The following is a 17,678-nucleotide window of genomic DNA, read 5'->3' on the forward strand; positions in this document are numbered from 1 at the left end:
GTCGTACATGCTCGACTGGAACCCCGCGCTCTACCGCCGCTTCGAGGACGAGCGCACGCGCCCGGCCCAGGAGCTGCTGGCGCGGGTGCCCCTGGCCGACCTCTCCAGTGCCGCCCATGTGGTGGACCTGGGCTGTGGGCCAGGCAACTCCACCGAGCTGCTGGTGCAGCGCTTTCCAAAGGCGCAGGTCACCGGCATCGACACCTCCAAAGCCATGCTGGCCAGCGCGCGCGAGCGCCTGCCCGGCACGGCCTTTGAACAAGGCGACATCGCCACCTGGGTGCCCGACGTGGCACCCGACCTGATTTACGCCAACGCCGCCCTGCAGTGGGTGGCGGGGCACGAAACCCTGGTTCCCCGGTTGTTCAGCCTGCTCGCCCCCGGCGGCGTGCTGGCCATCCAGATGCCCGACAACCGGCAGGAGCCTTCGCACCGCCTGATGCGCGCCGTGGCCGGCGAAGCACCCTGGCGCGAGCCCATCGGCGACGCCGATGCCGTGCGCACCGAGCTGGCCACAATTGCCGGCTACTACGACATGCTGGCCAAGGAGGCTGCCCTGGTGGACGTGTGGCACACCGTCTACCAGCACGTCATGCCCACGGCCGGCGCCATCGTCGACTGGCTGCGCAGCACCGGGCTGCGGCCCTTCCTCGATCCGCTGTCGGACGAACTGCGCGCCAGCTTCCTCGCCGAGTACGAGCGCCGCATCAGCGACGCCTACCCCCTGCGCAGCGATGGCAACCGCCTGCTGGCCTTTCCGCGCATGTTCATCGTTGCGCAGCGCCCCGCACCATGAGCACTGTTGCCTCTCCCGCCCACCCCGCCAGCGTGCTGCTGGGCGCCCAGGCCGGTGCCAGCCGCCTGCCCGTGTGCGACCACTACAGCGGTGTGGAGGCGCGCATGAAAAAGAGCCTGCAGCTGCAGGCCGAGATGACCGCCGAGTTCGGCCACTGCGTGTTCGACGTCACCCTGGACTGTGAAGACGGCGCCCCCGTGGGCCAGGAGCGCGAGCACGCCGCCCTGGTCGCATCGCTGGCGCTTAATGCCGCCAACGGCGCGCGCGTGGCGGCCCGCGTGCACACTGTGGACCACGCCGCCTTTGCCAACGATATCGCCACCATCGCGGGTGAGGCCGGCCACCGCCTGTCGCACATCATGGTGCCCAAGGTGGAGTCGGTGGACGACGTGCTGCACGCCGAAAAGGCGCTGCTCGCCGCATCGGCCGGCCACCTGCCGCTGCACGTGCTGATCGAATCGCCCGCCGCCGTGCACCGCTCGTTCGAGATCGCTGCGCACCCGCGTGTGCAGAGCATCAGCTTCGGGCTCATGGATTTTGTCTCGGCGCATGGCGGGGCCATCCCTTCGTTGGCCATGGGCTCGCGCGGCCAGTTCGAGCACCCGCTGGTGGTGCGCGCCAAGCTCGAGATCGCCGCCGCCTGCCATGCCCACGGCAAGGTGCCGTCGCACTGCGTGGTCACCGAATTCAATGACACCGCTGCCATGCAGGCCGCCGCCACCCGCGCATCGCAGGAGCTGGGCTACACCCGCATGTGGAGCATCCACCCCGGCCAGATCCGCCCCATCTTGCAGGCGTTTGCGCCCCGGCAGGACGAGATCGACCTGTCCGCACGCATCATTGCCGCTGCTGCGCAGGCCGACTGGGCGCCCATCAGCCACGATGGCACCCTGCACGACCGCGCCAGCTACCGCTACTACTGGCAGGTGCTTGAACGCGCCCACCAGACCGGGCGCGCACTGCCGCCCGAAGTGGCCCACTGGTTTGCTGCTTCCCCCGCTCCCCACCACGACGCCTGAACCTTTTTTCCAGGACTTCCCCCATGAAATCACTGATCCTCACCTCCGCCCTGATGCTGGTGGCCCCTGGCCTTGCCCTGGCGCAGGCCGCAGCCGAGCCCGCCAAGAAGAGCGCGCCCGCCGCCAAGAAGGAAGCCGCACCCAAGAAAGAGGCTGCCGCCAAGCCGGCCGCAAAGCCTGCAGCCAAGTCGGCCGAAGCCAAGGACAAGGCTCCGCCCAAGAAGACCGCCAAGGCCGAGCCCACCAGCAGCCGCCAGCAGCTCAACACGGCGGCCAACCAGGTCGCCTCCGGCCTCATCGCCGCCGATGCCGCGCTGAGCCCTGAGGAGCAGGCCATTGCCCAGAAGGTGCACACCGGCCGCATCGCCTGCGAGCTGGGCGCTTTCGTCAACGTGACGGCCGACGCCGCCACGCCCGGCCGCTTCACCATCGAGGGCAAGGGCTTCAAGTACCACATGACCCCCGTGGTCACCAGCACCGGCGCCGTGCGCCTCGAAGACGCCAAAGGCGGCGCCGTGTGGCTGCAGATCGCCAACAAGTCCATGCTGATGAACCAGAAGCTGGGCCAGCGCCTGGCCGACGAGTGCATGAGCGCCGAGCAGACCCTGGTGGCCGAGGCCGCCAAGAAGGCCCCGCCGCAGAGCGTGTTCGACCCCGCGCCTGCTGCCACGGCCACCGCCACCACCAAATAACCAGAACCCGACGAGACACGGCACCCCCGCGCCGCATGGCCCTTGCAGCCCCGGCGCCACCACCCCACTTTAGAACGCAACCGGAGAGAAATGATGTTGAAAGCCTACCGTGACCATGTGGCCGAGCGCGCCGCGCTGGGCATCCCACCGCTGCCCCTGACGGCCAAGCAGACCGGCGAACTGGTCGAGCTGCTCAAGAACCCACCCCAAGGCGAAGAAGCCACGCTGGTGGACCTGATCACGCACCGCGTGCCTGCCGGTGTGGACGACGCCGCCAAGGTCAAGGCCAGCTACCTGGCCGCCGTGGCGCACGGTACCGAGGTGTGCACGCTGATCGGCCGCGAAAAGGCCACGCAGCTGCTGGGCACCATGCTGGGTGGCTACAACCTCACTCCCCTGATCGACCTGCTGGACGACGCGGCCGTGGCCTCCGTCGCCGCCGAAGCGCTCAAGAAGACGCTGTTGATGTTCGACCAGTTCCATGACGTCAAGGAAAAGGCCGACAAGGGCAACACCTTCGCCAAGTCCGTGCTGCAAAGCTGGGCCGACGCCGAGTGGTTCACCACCCGCCCCGAAGTGCCGCAGAGCATCAAGCTCACCGTGCTCAAGGTCACTGGCGAAACCAACACCGATGATCTGTCGCCCGCGCCCGACGCCTGGAGCCGCCCCGACATCCCGCTGCATGCCCTGGCCATGCTCAAGAACAAGCGCGACGGCATCACGCCCGAAGAAGACGGCAAGCGCGGCCCCATCAAGTTCCTGGAAGACCTGCGCGCCAAGGGCAACCTGGTCGCCTACGTGGGCGACGTGGTCGGCACGGGTTCGAGCCGCAAGTCGGCCACCAACAGCGTGCTATGGTTCACGGGTGAAGACATTCCGTTCGTGCCCAACAAGCGCTTCGGCGGCGTGTGCCTGGGCAGCAAGATCGCTCCCATCTTCTACAACACCATGGAAGACGCGGGCGCACTGCCCATCGAGCTCGATGTGAGCCAGATGAACATGGGCGACGAGATTGAGCTGCTGCCCTACGCCGGCAAGGCGCTGAAGGACGGCCAGGTCGTCGCCGAGTTCACCGTCAAGAGCGACGTGCTGTTCGACGAAGTGCGCGCCGGTGGCCGCATTCCGCTGATCATCGGCCGTGGCCTCACCGCCAAGGCCCGCGAGGCCCTGGGCCTGGCGCCTTCCACCCTGTTCCGCCTGCCGCAAGTGCCTGCCGCCACCGGCAAGGGCTTCACGCTGGCGCAAAAGATGGTCGGCCGTGCCTGCGGCCTGCCCGAAGGCCTGGGCGTGGTGCCCGGCACGTACTGCGAACCGCGCATGACCTCGGTCGGCTCGCAGGACACCACCGGCCCCATGACGCGCGACGAACTGAAGGACCTGGCCTGCCTGGGCTTCAGCTCCGACCTGGTGATGCAGTCCTTCTGCCACACGGCTGCCTACCCCAAGCCCGTGGACGTGAAGATGCACCACGAGCTGCCTGATTTCATCAGCACGCGCGGCGGCATCTCGCTCAAGCCCGGCGACGGCATCATCCACAGCTGGCTCAACCGCATGCTGCTGCCCGACACCGTGGGCACCGGCGGCGACTCGCACACGCGCTTCCCCATCGGCATCAGCTTCCCCGCCGGCTCCGGCCTGGTGGCGTTTGCTGCCGCCACGGGCGTGATGCCCCTGGATATGCCTGAATCGGTGCTGGTGCGCTTCAAGGGCAAGATGCAGCCTGGCGTCACGCTGCGCGACCTGGTGCACGCGATTCCGCTGTACGCCATCAAGGAAGGCCACCTCACCGTGGCCAAGCAGGGCAAGAAGAACATCTTCTCGGGCCGCATCCTCGAAATCGAAGGCCTGCCGGACATGAAGGTCGAGCAGGCGTTCGAGCTGTCCGACGCATCGGCCGAGCGCTCTGCCGCCGGCTGCACCGTGCGCCTGAACAAGGAGCCTGTGATCGAGTACATCAACTCGAACATCGTGCTGCTCAAGAACATGATCGCCCAGGGCTACGCCGACGCACGCACCATCGGCCGCCGCATCAAGGCCATGGAAGCCTGGCTGGCCAACCCCCAGCTGCTGGCCCCCGATGAGAACGCCGACTACGCCGCCATCATCGAGATCGACCTGGCCGAGATCACCGAACCCATCGTCTGCTGCCCCAACGACCCCGATGACGCCAAGACGCTGTCGGACGTGGCCGGCGCCGCCATCGACGAAGTGTTCATCGGCTCGTGCATGACCAACATCGGCCACTTCCGCGCAGCCTCCAAGCTGCTCGAAGGCAAGCGCGACATCCCCGTCAAGCTGTGGATGGCACCGCCCACGAAGATGGACGCGCACCAGCTCACCGAAGAAGGCCACTATGGCGTGTTCGGCGCGGCCGGCGCCCGCATGGAAATGCCCGGCTGCTCGCTGTGCATGGGCAACCAGGCCCAGGTGAAGGAGGGCGCCACCGTGATGTCCACCAGCACCCGCAACTTCCCCAACCGCCTGGGCAAGAACACCAACGTCTACCTGGGCTCGGCCGAACTCTCGGCCATCTGCTCCAAGCTGGGCCGCATTCCTTCCAAGGAAGAGTACCTGGCCGACATGGGTGTGCTCAACCAGAACGGCGACAAGATCTACAAGTACCTGAACTTCGACCAGATCGCCGAGTTCAAGGACGTGGCAGACGGCGTCACCGCCTGATCGATCAGCGGATCGCCCAGCCCCTTGCGGGGCTGGACATGGTCCCCAAAGAAAAACGGGCTCCCAGATGGGAGCCCGTTTTGCTTGGGGAGTGGGGAAACACTTCCACATGGTGGCGGCACCCACGACCGTGAGATACCACCACCATGGGAAGGCCCGCATTCTTTACATGGCGCTGATTTCGCCCGAAGGGATCTGGCCGGTGCGAACAGCCTCGGCAGCAGCGGCACGCACGGCAGCACGGTCGGCCGTCGACTTGTAGGTCACCACACGCGAACCAGCGGGTTCGGTGCTGCGGGTCTGTGCCACGGTGGCAGCTTCAGCAGCCACTTCGGCACGGGTGCGTTGGGTTTCGAACTTGGTGGCGAACTGCGAAGCATCGGCTTCGTCAGCCTGGGCACCGAAGGAAACGAAAGCGGCAACAGCGGCCAGGGAGAGGAAACGTGCAGTCTTGTTCATGGTGATCTCGATTCTTTGTTGGGTTGGATAGGAGGTCAGGTCAGTTCAATCCGGAGCGGCTTACAGAGCGCCGATTTCGCCGGAAGAGATCTGGCCGGTGCGCACGGCATCGGCAGCCTGGGCACGCACGGCAGCGCGGTCAGCGGTGGACTTGTAGGTCACCACACGCGAACCAGCGGGTTCGATGCTGCGGGTCTGGGCCACGGTAGCGGCTTCAGCGGCCACTTCGGCGCGGGTGCGGTTGGTTTCGAACTTGGTGGCGAATTGCGAAGCATCGGCTTCGTCGGCTTGGGCACCGAAAGAAGCGAAAGCGGCAACAGCGGCGATGGAGAGGAAGCGTGCGGTCGTGTTCATGATGAAATCCTTGAATAAAAGAAGCGGCTCATAAAAACCGGGACAAAAACAACTTCGAACCGGGTTCGGTGAGTCGCCTTGCGGGTTCGGCTCATCGATGGGTTGAACTGTACGCCGCAGGTGATCAAAGAAAAACCACCCAGTCGCGAACTGACTGTTCCAGTTTTGGAAATAGTCGAGGCTGCGGGTACGAGGTGTGCGGCAACAGGAGGGTCATGTTGCAGACATGCCATTGCCTTGTTTTTGTCATGCAAATGTCATGATGGGGACGCATCCTCATCGCATAACAACAACAAAAAGAAATGGAGGGACATCCATGGCAAGAGAGAACAACCCCGAAAACATAGACACCCTGGCCAAGCGCCTGGGAATGCTGCTGTTTAGCGGGCTCTTCGCAGCGGCCTTTGGCCTGGGCGGCTACTTCGCGGGGCTCCAGCCCCTGGCGCAGACGCTCCGGGCGGCGCTGGAGGTGCGCAGCTGGCATCCGGTGGCCGCCCAGGTGCTGGGCACCGAGCTCAAGCGCCACACGTCCAGCGACGGCACCACCTACCGGGTGCACGCCCGCTACCGCTACGAATTCGCGGGCCGGCAGTACGAGGGCACCCGCGTGGGGCTCGACCCCGAGGCCGGTGCCGACAACATCGGCGACTGGCACCAGCACTGGCACGGGCTGCTGCAAAGCGCCCAGTCCCGTGGGCAGCCCATCACCATCATGGTCAACCCGCAGGCGCCCTCGCAGGCCCTCATCGACCCTTCCATCCGCTGGGCGCTGCAGATGTTCCGCGTGCCCTTTGCCCTGGTCTTCACGGGCGTGGGGCTGGTGGCAGCCTGGTTCTTCGTGCACATCCTGCTGGGCGGGGGCGGCAGGAAGCCGGAGGCCGAGCTGGGCGCTGCGCCCGAGCCCCTGAAAAAAGGCGCGGCCAGCAAGTCGGCGGGCGCCACCTGGTTCTTCACCGTCTTCTGGTGCGGCATCGCCTTCCCCATGGCCGCCATGCTGTGGACCAGCGGCAGCGCGCCCTGGTTCGCCAAGGCCTTCATCTCGATCTTCGTCATGGTGGGGCTGGTGCTGATCGGCCTGGCATTGCACCAGACGCGCCAGGCCTGGCGCTATGCGGGCACAGCGCTCACGGCGCTGCCAGCCCGGCCGCGCGCCGGCCACCCGGTGGAGCTGACGCTGCTGCTGCCCGAGCGCGCCGCTGCCCACCAGAACGAGAACCGCCCGCAGCTGCGCCTGGCCCAGTACCGGGTGGACGAATCGGGCTCGGGCTCGCCCGAGCGCTGCGTGGAGTCATTCACCGAAGCGGCGCGCATGCAGCGCACGGCCGATGGCGGGCTGCGGCTGGCCGCGCGCTTCGATCTGCCGGCCGATGCGCCCCCGCACGGCAGCCAGCGCTCCGGCGAGCGCGTGGACTGGCGGCTGGAGCTGCTGCACGGCCCGGACGGCTCGGTGGAGCTGACCTACGACCTGCCCGTGCAGGCCGCGCCGCGCGGCTTCGAGGGTGGCGGCGATGAACTGCCCGACCGCTTCGACCGGCGCGCCGCCTGGAAGCAAGTGGTGCCCATTGCGCCCCTGAGCGAAGCCGAGGTCGCGAACGAAGGCCCCCTGCCTTTGCCCCCGGCAGTCACGCTGCAGGAGACCCGAGAGGCATGGACCTACGAATTCAGCCAGAGCGGCTGGCGCTGGGCCGCCGGCCTGGTGCTGGCCTGCCTGGCGCTGGAGGCGGCGATCAACGGCCGCCTGAGCGCGCAGGGCCTGGTGCTGCCCCACGGGTTCTTCGCGGCGGGCGCCTGGATCGGCCTGGCCGCCTTTGCGCTGCACGCCGCCACCCGCCGTTGGGGCCTGACCGTGCAGGACGGCGGCATCACCGCGCGCCGCCACTCCTGGCTCTGGTCGCGTGCCGACACCGTGCCCGGCGATGCCAGCCGCACCCTGGCGCACAAGCTGCTGTACGCCACGGGCAGCGGTGCCAGCGAGCACCGCTACCACGCCGTGTATGCGCGTGGGGCAGGGGACACGCTGGTACGGCTCACCCCCGGCCTGGGTGGCGAGGCGGCGGCCACGGCCCTGGGCCAATCGCTGGCCCAGGCCTGGGCGCACCGGCGCGGGCGCTTTGCCGCCGGCATGCAGCGGCCCGCGCGGGCCCAGCACTCCCGCCCGGCCTGGGGCGCGCTGCTGGTGCTGGCCCTGGTGGTCTGGTGGGTTGTGGGGCCCAAGGTGGCTGGCATGGCGCGCCGCACGCCAGCGGCTGAGGCGGCTGCGCCCGCCGTGTCGTACTCCGCCGTAGACGGCCGTCTGCTCGACGCCCAGAACGCCGGAGACGCCGCCGCCCTGCGCGCCGCGCTGGCGGCCGGCGCCAACCCCAACCTGCTGGCGCCCAACGGCTCCAGCGTGCTCATGCTGGCCGCGCACCGGGGGCAGATGGAGCACATCGAGGCGCTGCTTGGCGCCGGCGCCAAGCCTGACCTGCGCCAGACGCAAAAGGACAGCGAACTGGGCGACACCGCGCTGCTGCGCGCCTTCTACGGCGGTAACCTGGCGGCGGCCCAGCGCCTGGTGCTGGCCGGGGCCGGCCTGTCGGCCCGCAACCGCTGGGATTGGGGCCACGTGCACATGGCCGCGCAAAGCGGCTGCATCGCCTGCCTGGAATGGCTGGCTGCGCAAGGCCAACCGCTCGATGAACCCGCAATGGCCAGCCGGGGCGAAACCCCCACCATGCTGGCCGCAGGCCGGGGCCGGGTGGAGGCGCTGCAGTGGTTCGAGGCCCGGGGCATCGACCTGGCGCGCAAGGACCCCCATGGCAAGACCGCGCTGGACTGGGCGCGCTTCAAGAAACAGGCTGAAGCGGAGCAGTGGCTGTTGGAGCGGGCGCGCTGAGCGCGGCCGCCTATGCTTTTCGCTTCACCTGCGCACGCAGGTACGCCAGCAGCCGGTCGACCCGCTGCACCATTTCTTTCTTCATGGCGGGGGGCGCCGTGCGCTCTTCATTCGCTCGCTTCTGTTGGGCCACCTCCTGGAACTGGTCGCCGCCATACAGCCAGGCGCTGACCAGCGCGGCGTAGCCGAAGTTCTTCTGCGCGTGCTCTGCCAGCGTCTTGTGGCCCAGAGGATTGCCAGGAAGCGGGAAAACGGTGGTGCCCGACATGATGGCGTGCATGCCCTGCGGCGTGCGGGTCATCTCCAGAATGGGCCCCACCGGGTCCTGCACCTCTTTCACCATGCGCTGCAGGTCTGCCGAACCCTTGATGGGGAAATAGGCATAGGTGTCCTGAAAGATCCCGACATAAAAATTCAGCTGGCGCCGGAAATACATCTCGTCATGCTCGGGAAAGACGGCCCTCAGGATGTTGGCGATTTCTTCACTGAACACATTCACGTCGATGGTCAGGCACGGCAGGTGGTTGGTGTTCGACGTCAGCAGCGTGACGCCCTGCCCACCCGCCGGGGTGGGCCGGAAATACGTCGCCTCCGCCTGGGCGTGGTAGTACGGCACCTCGATCGCCTGCCGGGGTGATATGAAGCCGTGCTGTGGCAGCATCGACGAGAGCACCGAGCGCATCTCGTCGCGCGCCGATGCAAGCGCCATGGACAGGGGCGCACGCGCGGGCGCTGCGGCGGGCACGGGGGCCGGTGTGGGGGCGGGCGTGGCCGAGTCCAGGGGCGCGTCTTCCAGCACCCGCATCGCTTGCTTCCAGAAGTCGGTGCGCTCCGGCGGCAGCACGCGGTGGGGCGCCACCAGCGCCAGGCCCACCTGGTCGTCCAACACCGTCAGGCCCAGCGCGTTGGCCCGCTTCACCACGGCGCCCAGCAGCTTCATGCGGTTCTCGGCGGGCAGTGAAAACGTCCACACGGCCTTGCGGCAGTTTTTCGCATCTTTGACCGGATCGCCGTCCCAGGGTGCCTCGCCGCAGTCCTTGTAGGCCACCATCTGAGCGGCCAAGGCCGTGAACTTGGGGTTGGGCCCGGGCTCCAGAAGCTCCAGCTCGAACCAGTTGCGCAGGGCCTCCTCGAACGACGTCGGAATGGCCTGGCCGGCCGGGGGTTCCCAAACACGAAGGTCGTAGCTCATGGTGCGGGTGTGAAAGAGGGCGGGGCGGTCTCAAGACGGGGGCTTTGCAGCAGCATGGCACCCATCTTCTCAGAGTTGGGCAACGGGCAGCAAATGGTGCACCAACTGCTGCGCATGCTGTGGCAAATCTTCCAGCTTGCGCAGGCACAGCACCAATTGCCGGTCTGCCCAGGCATCGGTCAGGCGCACGGCCTTCACATGCTGCGCACGGGCGTGGCGCGCCGCCGCCGCGCGGGGCAGTATGCCCACGCCCACCCCCAGGCCCACCAACTGGCACACGGCCTCGAACTGGCGCAGCCGCACCCGGTAGCGCAGCCGCTGGCCCTGGCGCTGGGCATGGCGCACCACCAGGGCCTGCAGCGCGCTGCCTTCGGCCAGGCCGATGAAGTCCAGGTGCGCCACCTCGGCCAGCGCCACGCTGCGGCGTGCGGCCAGCTCATGCCCCTGCGGCACCACCAGCACCAGCGGGTCGGGCCGAAGCACCCGCATGGCCAGGCCTTCCAGGTCCACCGCATCGGACACCAGGCCCATGTCGCACAGGCCCGCGCGCACCGCGTCGGCCACCTCCTGGCTGGAGCGCTCGTCCACATCCACCGAAATGCGCGGGTGCCGCGCCAGAAAGCCCGCTATCGCCTGCGGCAGGTATTCGCTGAGCGCCGAGCTGTTGCACAGCACGCGCACATGGCCCGCCAGGCCCGCGCCGTACTCGCCCAGGTCGCCGCGCAGCTGCTCCATCTGCTGCAGCACCAGCCGTGCGTGGTGCAGCAGAGTGTGGCCCGCGGGCGTGGGCTGCACGCCGCGCTGCTCGCGCAGCAGCAGGGGCACACCCAGCGCGTCTTCCATGCCGCGTATGCGCTCGCTGGCCGAGGCCAGCGCCATGTGGCTGCGCTCTGCACCGCCGGTGATGGTGCCGGCCTCGTGCACGTTCAGAAACAGCCGCAGGTCGGTCAGGTCAAAGCGCATGGGCCACAACGTACCACAACGGCCTTCGGCCCAGCCTGAGGCTGGGTGCGCCGCATTCCGCATTTTCAGGCGCGCCCGCCTTGCCAAGAATGGCGGCCATGGCCTGCTGCACCGTGCGGGCCGCCGAGGAATGTCCGCGATGAATCCAGCACAATTTCAAAATTGTCCTACATGCCAGGGCCTGCGGGCGGGGCCGCAACCATGATGGCCGGCCTGTTCGGCGTGACCTCCTGGGCCTGGCTCGCGGGCGCGGTGGCCGTCTTTCTGGTGGCCGGCGGCGTCAAGGGCATCGTCGGCCTGGGGCTGCCCACCGTGTCGATGGCCCTGCTGGCGATGCTGATGGCGCCGGCCGAGGCAGCGGCACTGCTCGTCATGCCATCGCTGATCACCAACCTGTGGCAACTGCGCCCATGGGCCACGCTGGGGCCGCTGCTGCGGCGCCTGGGCGGCATGCAGCTGGGCATCTGCGCAGGCACCTGGCTCGGGGCCTGGGTGCTGGGGGCGCCGGCCGGTGCGTGGTCGCGTGCATTGCTGGGTGTGGCGCTCATCGCCTATGGCTGCTGGGGCCTGGTGGGTGCGCGCCTGGCGGTGCCGCCCCGGGCCGAGCGCTGGCTGTCGCCCCTGGTGGGCTTTGCCACCGGCTGGGTCACTGCCGCCACCGGCGTTTTCGTGGTGCCTGCGGTTCCTTACCTCCAGGCACTCGGCCTCCAAAGGGACGCGCTGGTGCAGGCCATGGGCATCTGCTTCACCGTCTCCACCATCGCGCTGGCGGGCGGCCTGGCGCTCAACGCCAGCTACCCGGCATCCGCCCTCGTGCTCTCGGCCTGGATGCTGCTGCCCGCGCTACTGGGCATGGCCCTGGGCACCTGCATCCGCCAGCGCCTGTCGGCCGTGTGGTTCAGGCGCTGCCTGATGGTGGGGTTGCTGGCCCTGGGGACTTACATGGTCGTCGATGCGCTAGCGTGGCACGGCTTCTCGTCGCATGGCGGCGAGAGCGAAGGGGCGATGCGCATGGAGCGAGCCACGTAGCGCAGCCCGCAAAGCTATCGGTCCTCGGGCAACCTGCTCACGTAGGGCTCGCCGCGCAGTTCGCTCAGACGAGCGTCGAGGTGCATTTGTTCTTCTGTTCTGCCCATGCTGGCTTGGGCGAGTGCCAGGTGCGACAGGATGGCGATGGAATCCCAGTGCTTTTCTTTGGCGATGTCGAGAAGCCAATCGCTGGCCACTCCCAACTCGTTGTGCTCGATGAACTCGCACACTTGGTTCAACTCCTGCCGCACCTCTTGCGTTGCCGCGAGGGCCGACATCTGCGAATGGGCCATCGTGAGATAGCCCTCCGTCATCTGCCAGGATTTCAGCAGCTCGGGCGTGGTCATGGGTATTGATCTCGCCTTGTTAAACCGGCCCCGGCCACACCGGCTTGGCCGCACTCTCCAGCACCCACAGCGCCGCCCGCGCCCGCGTGGTGGCCACGTAGAGCATGTTGCGCTCGCGGTAGGCCTCCTGGTGCGATGCGGGGCCTGGGAAGCGCCCGCGCTCCACGAAGGGCACGGCCACAAAGGTGAACTCGCGCCCCTTGCAGGCGTCCACGCTCAAGAGGCGCAGGCTGATGGGCTCCTGGCTTTGGTGCATGGCGATGCTCGTCGTCACCAGCAAGGTGAGGCGACCCAGCAGCTCCGCCACCGGCAGGCCATGCGCCAGGTGGGCCAGGCTTTGCAGGCTGGCCAGGCAGGCGCTGCGCTCCGTGCCGTTGATGGGCGCATCGGCAAAGATGCGCCGCACCAGCGGGTGCTGGCAGAACGCGCCGGCATCGGCCAGCACGGCGGCCCGCGCCGCAGCGGGCAGGGCCATGATTTCGGCGCAGGCATCCTTGAGCTCGGGCGCATTCGGGTTCAGCGTGCCGTGCGCGATGTAGCGGCGCATGCGCGCGGCGCCGCTGTGCAGCGTGGCGGCGAGCTTGCTGCCCTCGTCGGCGCCGGGCAGGTCGGTCCAGCCCGCGTTGTCGAACTGGCCCTGGGCCAGCAGGTCCACGTCGGCCGCGCCGCTGCGCGCCGTGCGCCGGCCATAGTGCAGCAGGCCCTCCACGGCGGCGCCCACGATGCCCGGGGTCAGGTAGCGCTCGTGGCCGTCATCGCCCTGCAACGCCCACATCAACGCCAGCGCCAGCGCCACCTCGCGGCGCAGGTAGAAGGGGCTCATGCCCTGGCAGCCGTAGTGAACGCCTTCGTGGCCAAACACCCATTCGAGCAATATGCTGTCCTGCGGGCTGCGCAGCACCACGTTCAGCGAACTGTTGTGCTGTGCGCCCTTGTCGCCCTTGCTTTCCTGCAGCGCACCCCAGCCGTTGACGATCTGCCCATGCAGCTCCACCAGCTGCCCGGCGCAGTGCTCGTCGCTGTCGTAGGTGAGGTGGGCAAACGCGTCCGAGCTACCGGCCACCGGCGCAAACTTCACGCCGAACAGCGGGTTCAACGCTGCGCAGATGTCGGCGCCAAAGCGGCGCGTGGTGTTGATGGTGAGCACCTGCGTGTCGGCCGGCAGGCATTCGCGCACGCGCTCCATGCCGCCGCCGAACACCGAGAACGAGCCCTCGTGGATGTGCTGGTTGAAATCCCCCGCGCCCACGAAGAAGCCATTGTTGCCCTGCACCAGCTTGCGCAGCACCGTCAGCGCGCCCTCGTCCAGGTCGTGCAGCTCGTCGAACAGCACGGCGCTGTAGCGCTCCTGCAGCCATTCAAACGGCTGGTCCCAGTCCAGCGCGCCCAGTTGGCGGCACAGCTCGAAGGTGCAGTCGCCCTCGGCATAAAAGCGCGGCTCGTGGTTCATGCCCACGCGCATGCGCTCGTACTGCCCGTACAGGCGGCACAGGCCATAGTCCAGGTCGCGGTCTTCGCAAAAGGCGCGCAGGTCCAGGCCCGAATCCTCCACCTCCCGCGCCAGCAGCCGCTTCTTGGCCAGCGCCTCGAAAGCCAGAAAGGCATCGATGTCCACGTTCTGGCCGAGCAGGGCATCATCGATGCCCTCACCCCCACCGCTGCGTTCCAGCTCCAGCCGCAAGGCCTCTTGCGCCTGCAATATGAGAAAGCGCCGCCGCACCGGGTCGTCCAGCTTCTCCACCGGGTCGCCCTGTTCCTTGAGCACCTGCTCGCACAGCTGCTCCATGGTCAGCACCTCCATGCTGCGCGGCACCGCGCCGTGCAGCTGCAGCATGCGGTCGCGTATGGCGGTGACCCCTGCGCGCGAATACGCCAGCACCAGAATGCGCGGTGGCGCCGCCTCGCGCTGGCCCTGCAGGCTGGCCAGCAGGTTGCAGGCCTTCATGCCCAGCGTGGTCGTCTTGCCCGTGCCCGCCAGCGCGCTGATGATGATGGCCGGCGCCGTCGAATCCAGCACACGCCGCTGCTCGGCGGTGGCCGTGATCCGGGCGTGGGCCCAGCTGCGCGCAGGTGGCTTTGGCGGGGTGGGCGAATTGTGCACAGGCATGTCCGGGAGAAAGGGGTGCCATTGTCACTGACCCGGGCAGGGCCGTTGGCGGCAGCAACCCTTGCTTCCCGCAGCGAATCGCCATCCCCTGCGCATTCCGCGCGCTGCTGTCGCCGCATACGGATTGGCATTCGATCGTATGGCTAGGCGGGAAGCCGCAGACAGTGCTGTGGCACGGCAAGGCGAACCAACGACGCTAGACGATTGAAGGCCAATTCGTATCATTGCCGCAGGGCCGAATCCCAGTGCTCCACGATCTTCCCGTTCTCGATGCGGAACATGTCGAACCAGGTGGTGGTGTACTTCTTCGATGCGTCCTTCGGATCGGGGTACTCGCGCACAAAGCTGAGCGTCACCAGATCACGCTCGGCCGTGATCGAAACCAGGGGCGCCTTGATCCGGTCTTCCACCGGCTTGGGGCTTGCGTGCCGGCTTGCAATGAAGCCGACCAGCGCAGCCCTGCCGTTGGGCACATTGGGGTTGTGCTGGATGTAGCCCTCGGCCACGTATTTCTCTACCGAGCTCACCTGGCCCGACTCAAAGACCTCACGCCAGAAGTCGTACACCAGGCGCTTGTTGGCAGCGATCTTGGGGTCGCTGCTGGCGAGCTGCGCCGCCTGGTCCGTGGCGGGGCTGACAGGCGTCTGGGCGAATGCGGGCGCCCCGAGGGTGATGGCCAGCGCGGCAATGGCGAGCAGTTTTGATGGGTGCATGGTGATATGAATGGTTGCGATGGTGATATCTGCATGGGCCTGCCGTGGCAGGCGTGTGCAGATGGTGGACTTGGCCAGACCGGCAAAGTTTCTTACGGCGCGTTGCCCATTGCCCGGCGCACCAGCAGCGTGTCGGTGAATTGCTCGAAGGCCACGATCTGCCCGTCCTGCACCTTCCACACATGGGCCACGCGGGCCTGCATGGCCTTGCCGGTGGCGCGAAAGGTGCCGTGGTAGGTGCCCACCCCGATCACCTGGTCGCCCGCATCGATCAGGGTTTGCAGCTCGAACCGGTAGCCGATCCAGTCGCGGCCCAGCACGGCAAACACGTTCTCGGCCACCGCCTGCGGCCCCACCCAGGTGCCCGCGCACGGAAAACCGGCCATCTCGGTCCACCGCACCTGGGGCGACACGTTGGCCATCATCTCCTGCACATTGCCCTGGGCCGATGCGGCGTAGTGCGCGCGCACGATGTCGATAGGTTGTGTCGTCATGGCTTCAGCCCCACTTCATTTCGCCGGTGGCCACCTTGGCACCGATCTGCAGCGCCACGCCCATGCCCGCGTCCGGGTACCGCTGCGTCATGGCGGCGATCAGGGCGGCACTGTCGGCCGCCTTGGCCAGCTCCTGCTCAAAGGCCAGCAGGTAGTCGCGGGTGTAGGCAAGTGCCGATGCATCGGCAACCGCAGTGGTCGCAATGTGCCCTGGCACCACCACCGCCGGCTGGCGCGCGGCCATTGCGTCAAGGTTGCTGATCCACGCGGCGCGCGCATCGGCGCCCTGCGTGTCTGCCGTCCACACGTGCACGCCAGAGAACACCAGCACCCCGCCGAAGACGGCGTTGAGCGATGGCACCCAGACATAGCGGCGATTGGCCAGGCCGTCGGCATTGGCGATGTCGATGGCGTTGCCTTCCAGGCTGAGGCTTGGGCCGTCAAAGGCTTCAGGCATCACGATGTCTGCCAGCGCCTGCGGGCCGTTGTCCTTGAGCTGCGGGCCCCAGGTGGCCAGCTTCTTTTCCACATTGGCTTCAATGGCGGCAATGGTGGCCGACGCAGCGATCACCCTGGCATCCGGGAAGGCCGCCTTGATGGGCCCCAGGCTGAAGTAATAGTCCGGGTCGCTCTGGCTGATGTAGATAGTCCTGAGCTTCTTGCCGCTGGCCTTGATGGCCTCGGCCAGCGCCTTGCCATCGGGCAGCGTGAAGCCGCCGTCGATCAGCACGGCATCGCTCGTGCCAGAGATGAGCACCGGCGCGCGGAAGAATCCGTGCTCGCCAGCGGGGAAATGTTTCCACGTCAATCGGGTCGTATCAGCCATGGCGTTTCACTCCTGAAAATCAACCATCGCGACGCCTGCGGCGGTTGCATTGTGGATCACTGATTGCAGCTTGGCGCAGCTCTTTTTGCGGGCAGTTGCCGGCCCGGTGGAGAAGCGCTGGGCCCATGGTAGGCACTATCGATTGACTCTGAAATACATACATGCTAAACACAATGTATGCTAAAAACATACAATCAGGCCGACAACAGCCTGGGCGGGCTGGGCAACCTCAGGCGCCTGGCCTACTTCGTGGCGGTGGTGGAGACGGGCTCTTTCACCGCTGCAGCCGAGCGGCTGGGCATCACCAAGGCCGTGGTCAGCCAGCAGGTGGCCCGGCTGGAGAGCGAGTTTCGCACCTCGCTGCTGGTGCGCACCACGCGCAAGGTGCAGCCCACCGAGGCCGGGCAGGCCTTCTACCTGCGCTGTGCATCCATCCTGCACGAGGCCGAAGACGCCTTTGGCGAACTGGCCGAATCATCGGCAGAGCCATCGGGCACGCTGCGGCTCACGGTCCCGTTCGACTATGGCGTGGGCGTCGTCGTGCCGGCCATCGTCGCCTTCATGCAGCGCTATCCCGCCTGCAAGGTCGACGCCATCATGAGCGACCAGACGCTGAACCTCATGACCGGCAATATCGAGCTGGCCATACGCGTCGGCTGGCTCGCCGAGACGGGCCTGCAGGCCCGCAAGATCGGCGCGTTCAGGCAACTGCTGGTGGCGCCCCCTGCCATGACGCGGCAGGTGGCAACGCTCACGCAGCCGGGCGAGTTGGTGGGGCTGCCCTTCGTGGCCAACACCGCCTTGCGCGACAACCTGCGGTGGGATTTCGCGCGCGACGGGGCCGAACGCCAGGCGGTGACCATGCAGGCATCCATCTTTCTCGATGCCACCCTGGCCGTGCGCGAAGCCGTGTGCCAGGGCGCCGGGCTCTCCGTGCTGCCTGACTATGCGATTGCAGACCACCTTGCCACCGGCCGCCTCATCCAGGTGCTGCCGCAGTGGGAGCTGCCCTCGGGCGGCATCCACGCGGTGTTTCCGGCCGCGCGGTTTCGCCCGGCCAAGGTGCGCGCGTTTGTGGACCTGCTGGCGGGCAGGGAGGCGGTGCGGCAAGGCGCCAGCTCAGCTCCTTAGCA

The 17,678-nt window shown here is 67.6% G+C and carries 16 protein-coding genes; 7 read left to right on the forward strand and 9 right to left on the reverse strand.

What is annotated here, in order from left to right; translation table 11 throughout:
- Window positions 1-7: 7 nt before the first annotated feature.
- From tam to acnB, 4 genes are all read left to right on the forward strand, one after another.
- Window positions 8-796 (forward strand): trans-aconitate 2-methyltransferase, encoded by a 789-nt coding sequence (gene tam / locus ACSQ3Y_RS10305; RefSeq protein ID WP_436177200.1) that lies wholly within the window; start codon window positions 8-10, stop codon window positions 794-796.
- Window positions 793-1,815, forward strand: a complete 1,023-nt coding sequence (locus tag ACSQ3Y_RS10310; RefSeq protein ID WP_436177201.1) for an HpcH/HpaI aldolase/citrate lyase family protein — start codon at window positions 793-795, stop codon at window positions 1,813-1,815. Before tam ends, ACSQ3Y_RS10310 begins: the two co-directional genes overlap by 4 nt.
- Before the next feature lie 23 nt (window positions 1,816-1,838).
- Window positions 1,839-2,507 carry a hypothetical protein gene (locus ACSQ3Y_RS10315; protein ID WP_436177202.1) on the forward strand — a complete coding sequence of 223 codons (669 nt, stop codon included), beginning with the start codon at window positions 1,839-1,841 and terminating at the stop codon, window positions 2,505-2,507.
- A 93-nt stretch (window positions 2,508-2,600) separates the two neighbouring features.
- Complete coding sequence (acnB, locus tag ACSQ3Y_RS10320; RefSeq protein ID WP_436177203.1) at window positions 2,601-5,186, forward strand: bifunctional aconitate hydratase 2/2-methylisocitrate dehydratase; 2,586 nt, start codon at window positions 2,601-2,603, stop codon at window positions 5,184-5,186.
- Window positions 5,187-5,351: 165 nt separating this feature from the next.
- On the opposite strand, the gene ACSQ3Y_RS10325 is transcribed toward acnB, so the two are convergent.
- Window positions 5,352-5,645 carry a DUF4148 domain-containing protein gene (locus tag ACSQ3Y_RS10325; RefSeq protein ID WP_428000083.1) on the reverse strand — a complete coding sequence of 98 codons (294 nt, stop codon included), beginning with the start codon at window positions 5,643-5,645 and terminating at the stop codon, window positions 5,352-5,354.
- 60 nt (window positions 5,646-5,705) lie between these two features.
- Window positions 5,706-5,999, reverse strand: a complete 294-nt coding sequence (locus tag ACSQ3Y_RS10330; protein WP_145699468.1) for a DUF4148 domain-containing protein — start codon at window positions 5,997-5,999, stop codon at window positions 5,706-5,708.
- Between the two features lie 316 nt (window positions 6,000-6,315).
- On the opposite strand from ACSQ3Y_RS10330, the gene ACSQ3Y_RS10335 reads away from it, so the two are divergent.
- A complete protein-coding gene (locus tag ACSQ3Y_RS10335; RefSeq protein WP_436177204.1) occupies window positions 6,316-8,874 on the forward strand; it encodes an ankyrin repeat domain-containing protein in 2,559 nt (852 codons plus the stop codon).
- Between the two features lie 10 nt (window positions 8,875-8,884).
- Here the strand turns inward: ACSQ3Y_RS10335 and ACSQ3Y_RS10340 are convergent, their stop codons facing one another.
- On the reverse strand, window positions 8,885-10,066 hold the full coding sequence (locus ACSQ3Y_RS10340; RefSeq protein ID WP_436177205.1) for a hypothetical protein: 1,182 nt from the start codon (window positions 10,064-10,066) through the stop codon (window positions 8,885-8,887).
- A 69-nt stretch (window positions 10,067-10,135) separates the two neighbouring features.
- Window positions 10,136-11,029 (reverse strand): LysR substrate-binding domain-containing protein, encoded by an 894-nt coding sequence (locus ACSQ3Y_RS10345; RefSeq protein WP_436177206.1) that lies wholly within the window; start codon window positions 11,027-11,029, stop codon window positions 10,136-10,138.
- Window positions 11,030-11,230: 201 nt separating this feature from the next.
- Between ACSQ3Y_RS10345 and ACSQ3Y_RS10350 the strand changes: the two genes are divergently transcribed.
- The gene (locus ACSQ3Y_RS10350) at window positions 11,231-12,058 is read left to right on the forward strand and encodes a sulfite exporter TauE/SafE family protein (protein WP_436180106.1); all 828 of its coding nucleotides are present in this window, start codon (window positions 11,231-11,233) and stop codon (window positions 12,056-12,058) included.
- A 14-nt stretch (window positions 12,059-12,072) separates the two neighbouring features.
- Here ACSQ3Y_RS10350 and ACSQ3Y_RS10355 read toward each other — a convergent pair whose 3' ends face one another.
- The 5 genes from ACSQ3Y_RS10355 to ACSQ3Y_RS10375 form a co-directional block, all read right to left on the reverse strand.
- Complete coding sequence (locus ACSQ3Y_RS10355) at window positions 12,073-12,405, reverse strand: hypothetical protein (RefSeq protein ID WP_436177207.1); 333 nt, start codon at window positions 12,403-12,405, stop codon at window positions 12,073-12,075.
- A 19-nt stretch (window positions 12,406-12,424) separates the two neighbouring features.
- Window positions 12,425-14,512, reverse strand: a complete 2,088-nt coding sequence (locus ACSQ3Y_RS10360; RefSeq protein ID WP_436177208.1) for a UvrD-helicase domain-containing protein — start codon at window positions 14,510-14,512, stop codon at window positions 12,425-12,427.
- Between the two features lie 221 nt (window positions 14,513-14,733).
- Window positions 14,734-15,225 (reverse strand): nuclear transport factor 2 family protein, encoded by a 492-nt coding sequence (locus ACSQ3Y_RS10365; protein WP_436177209.1) that lies wholly within the window; start codon window positions 15,223-15,225, stop codon window positions 14,734-14,736.
- 92 nt (window positions 15,226-15,317) lie between these two features.
- Window positions 15,318-15,719, reverse strand: coding sequence for a nuclear transport factor 2 family protein (locus ACSQ3Y_RS10370; RefSeq protein ID WP_436177210.1), 402 nt, complete (start codon window positions 15,717-15,719; stop codon window positions 15,318-15,320).
- 4 nt (window positions 15,720-15,723) lie between these two features.
- Window positions 15,724-16,545, reverse strand: a complete 822-nt coding sequence (locus tag ACSQ3Y_RS10375) for an MBL fold metallo-hydrolase (protein ID WP_436177211.1) — start codon at window positions 16,543-16,545, stop codon at window positions 15,724-15,726.
- A gap of 177 nt (window positions 16,546-16,722) precedes the next feature.
- On the opposite strand from ACSQ3Y_RS10375, the gene ACSQ3Y_RS10380 reads away from it, so the two are divergent.
- Entirely contained in the window at window positions 16,723-17,676 is a 954-nt protein-coding gene (locus ACSQ3Y_RS10380; protein ID WP_436177212.1) for a LysR family transcriptional regulator, read from the forward strand.
- The last annotated feature ends 2 nt before the right edge of the window (window positions 17,677-17,678 follow it).

The sequence above is a fragment of the Acidovorax sp. LjRoot66 genome, from assembly GCF_964253305.1.
Classification (GTDB): domain Bacteria; phylum Pseudomonadota; class Gammaproteobacteria; order Burkholderiales; family Burkholderiaceae_C; genus Acidovorax.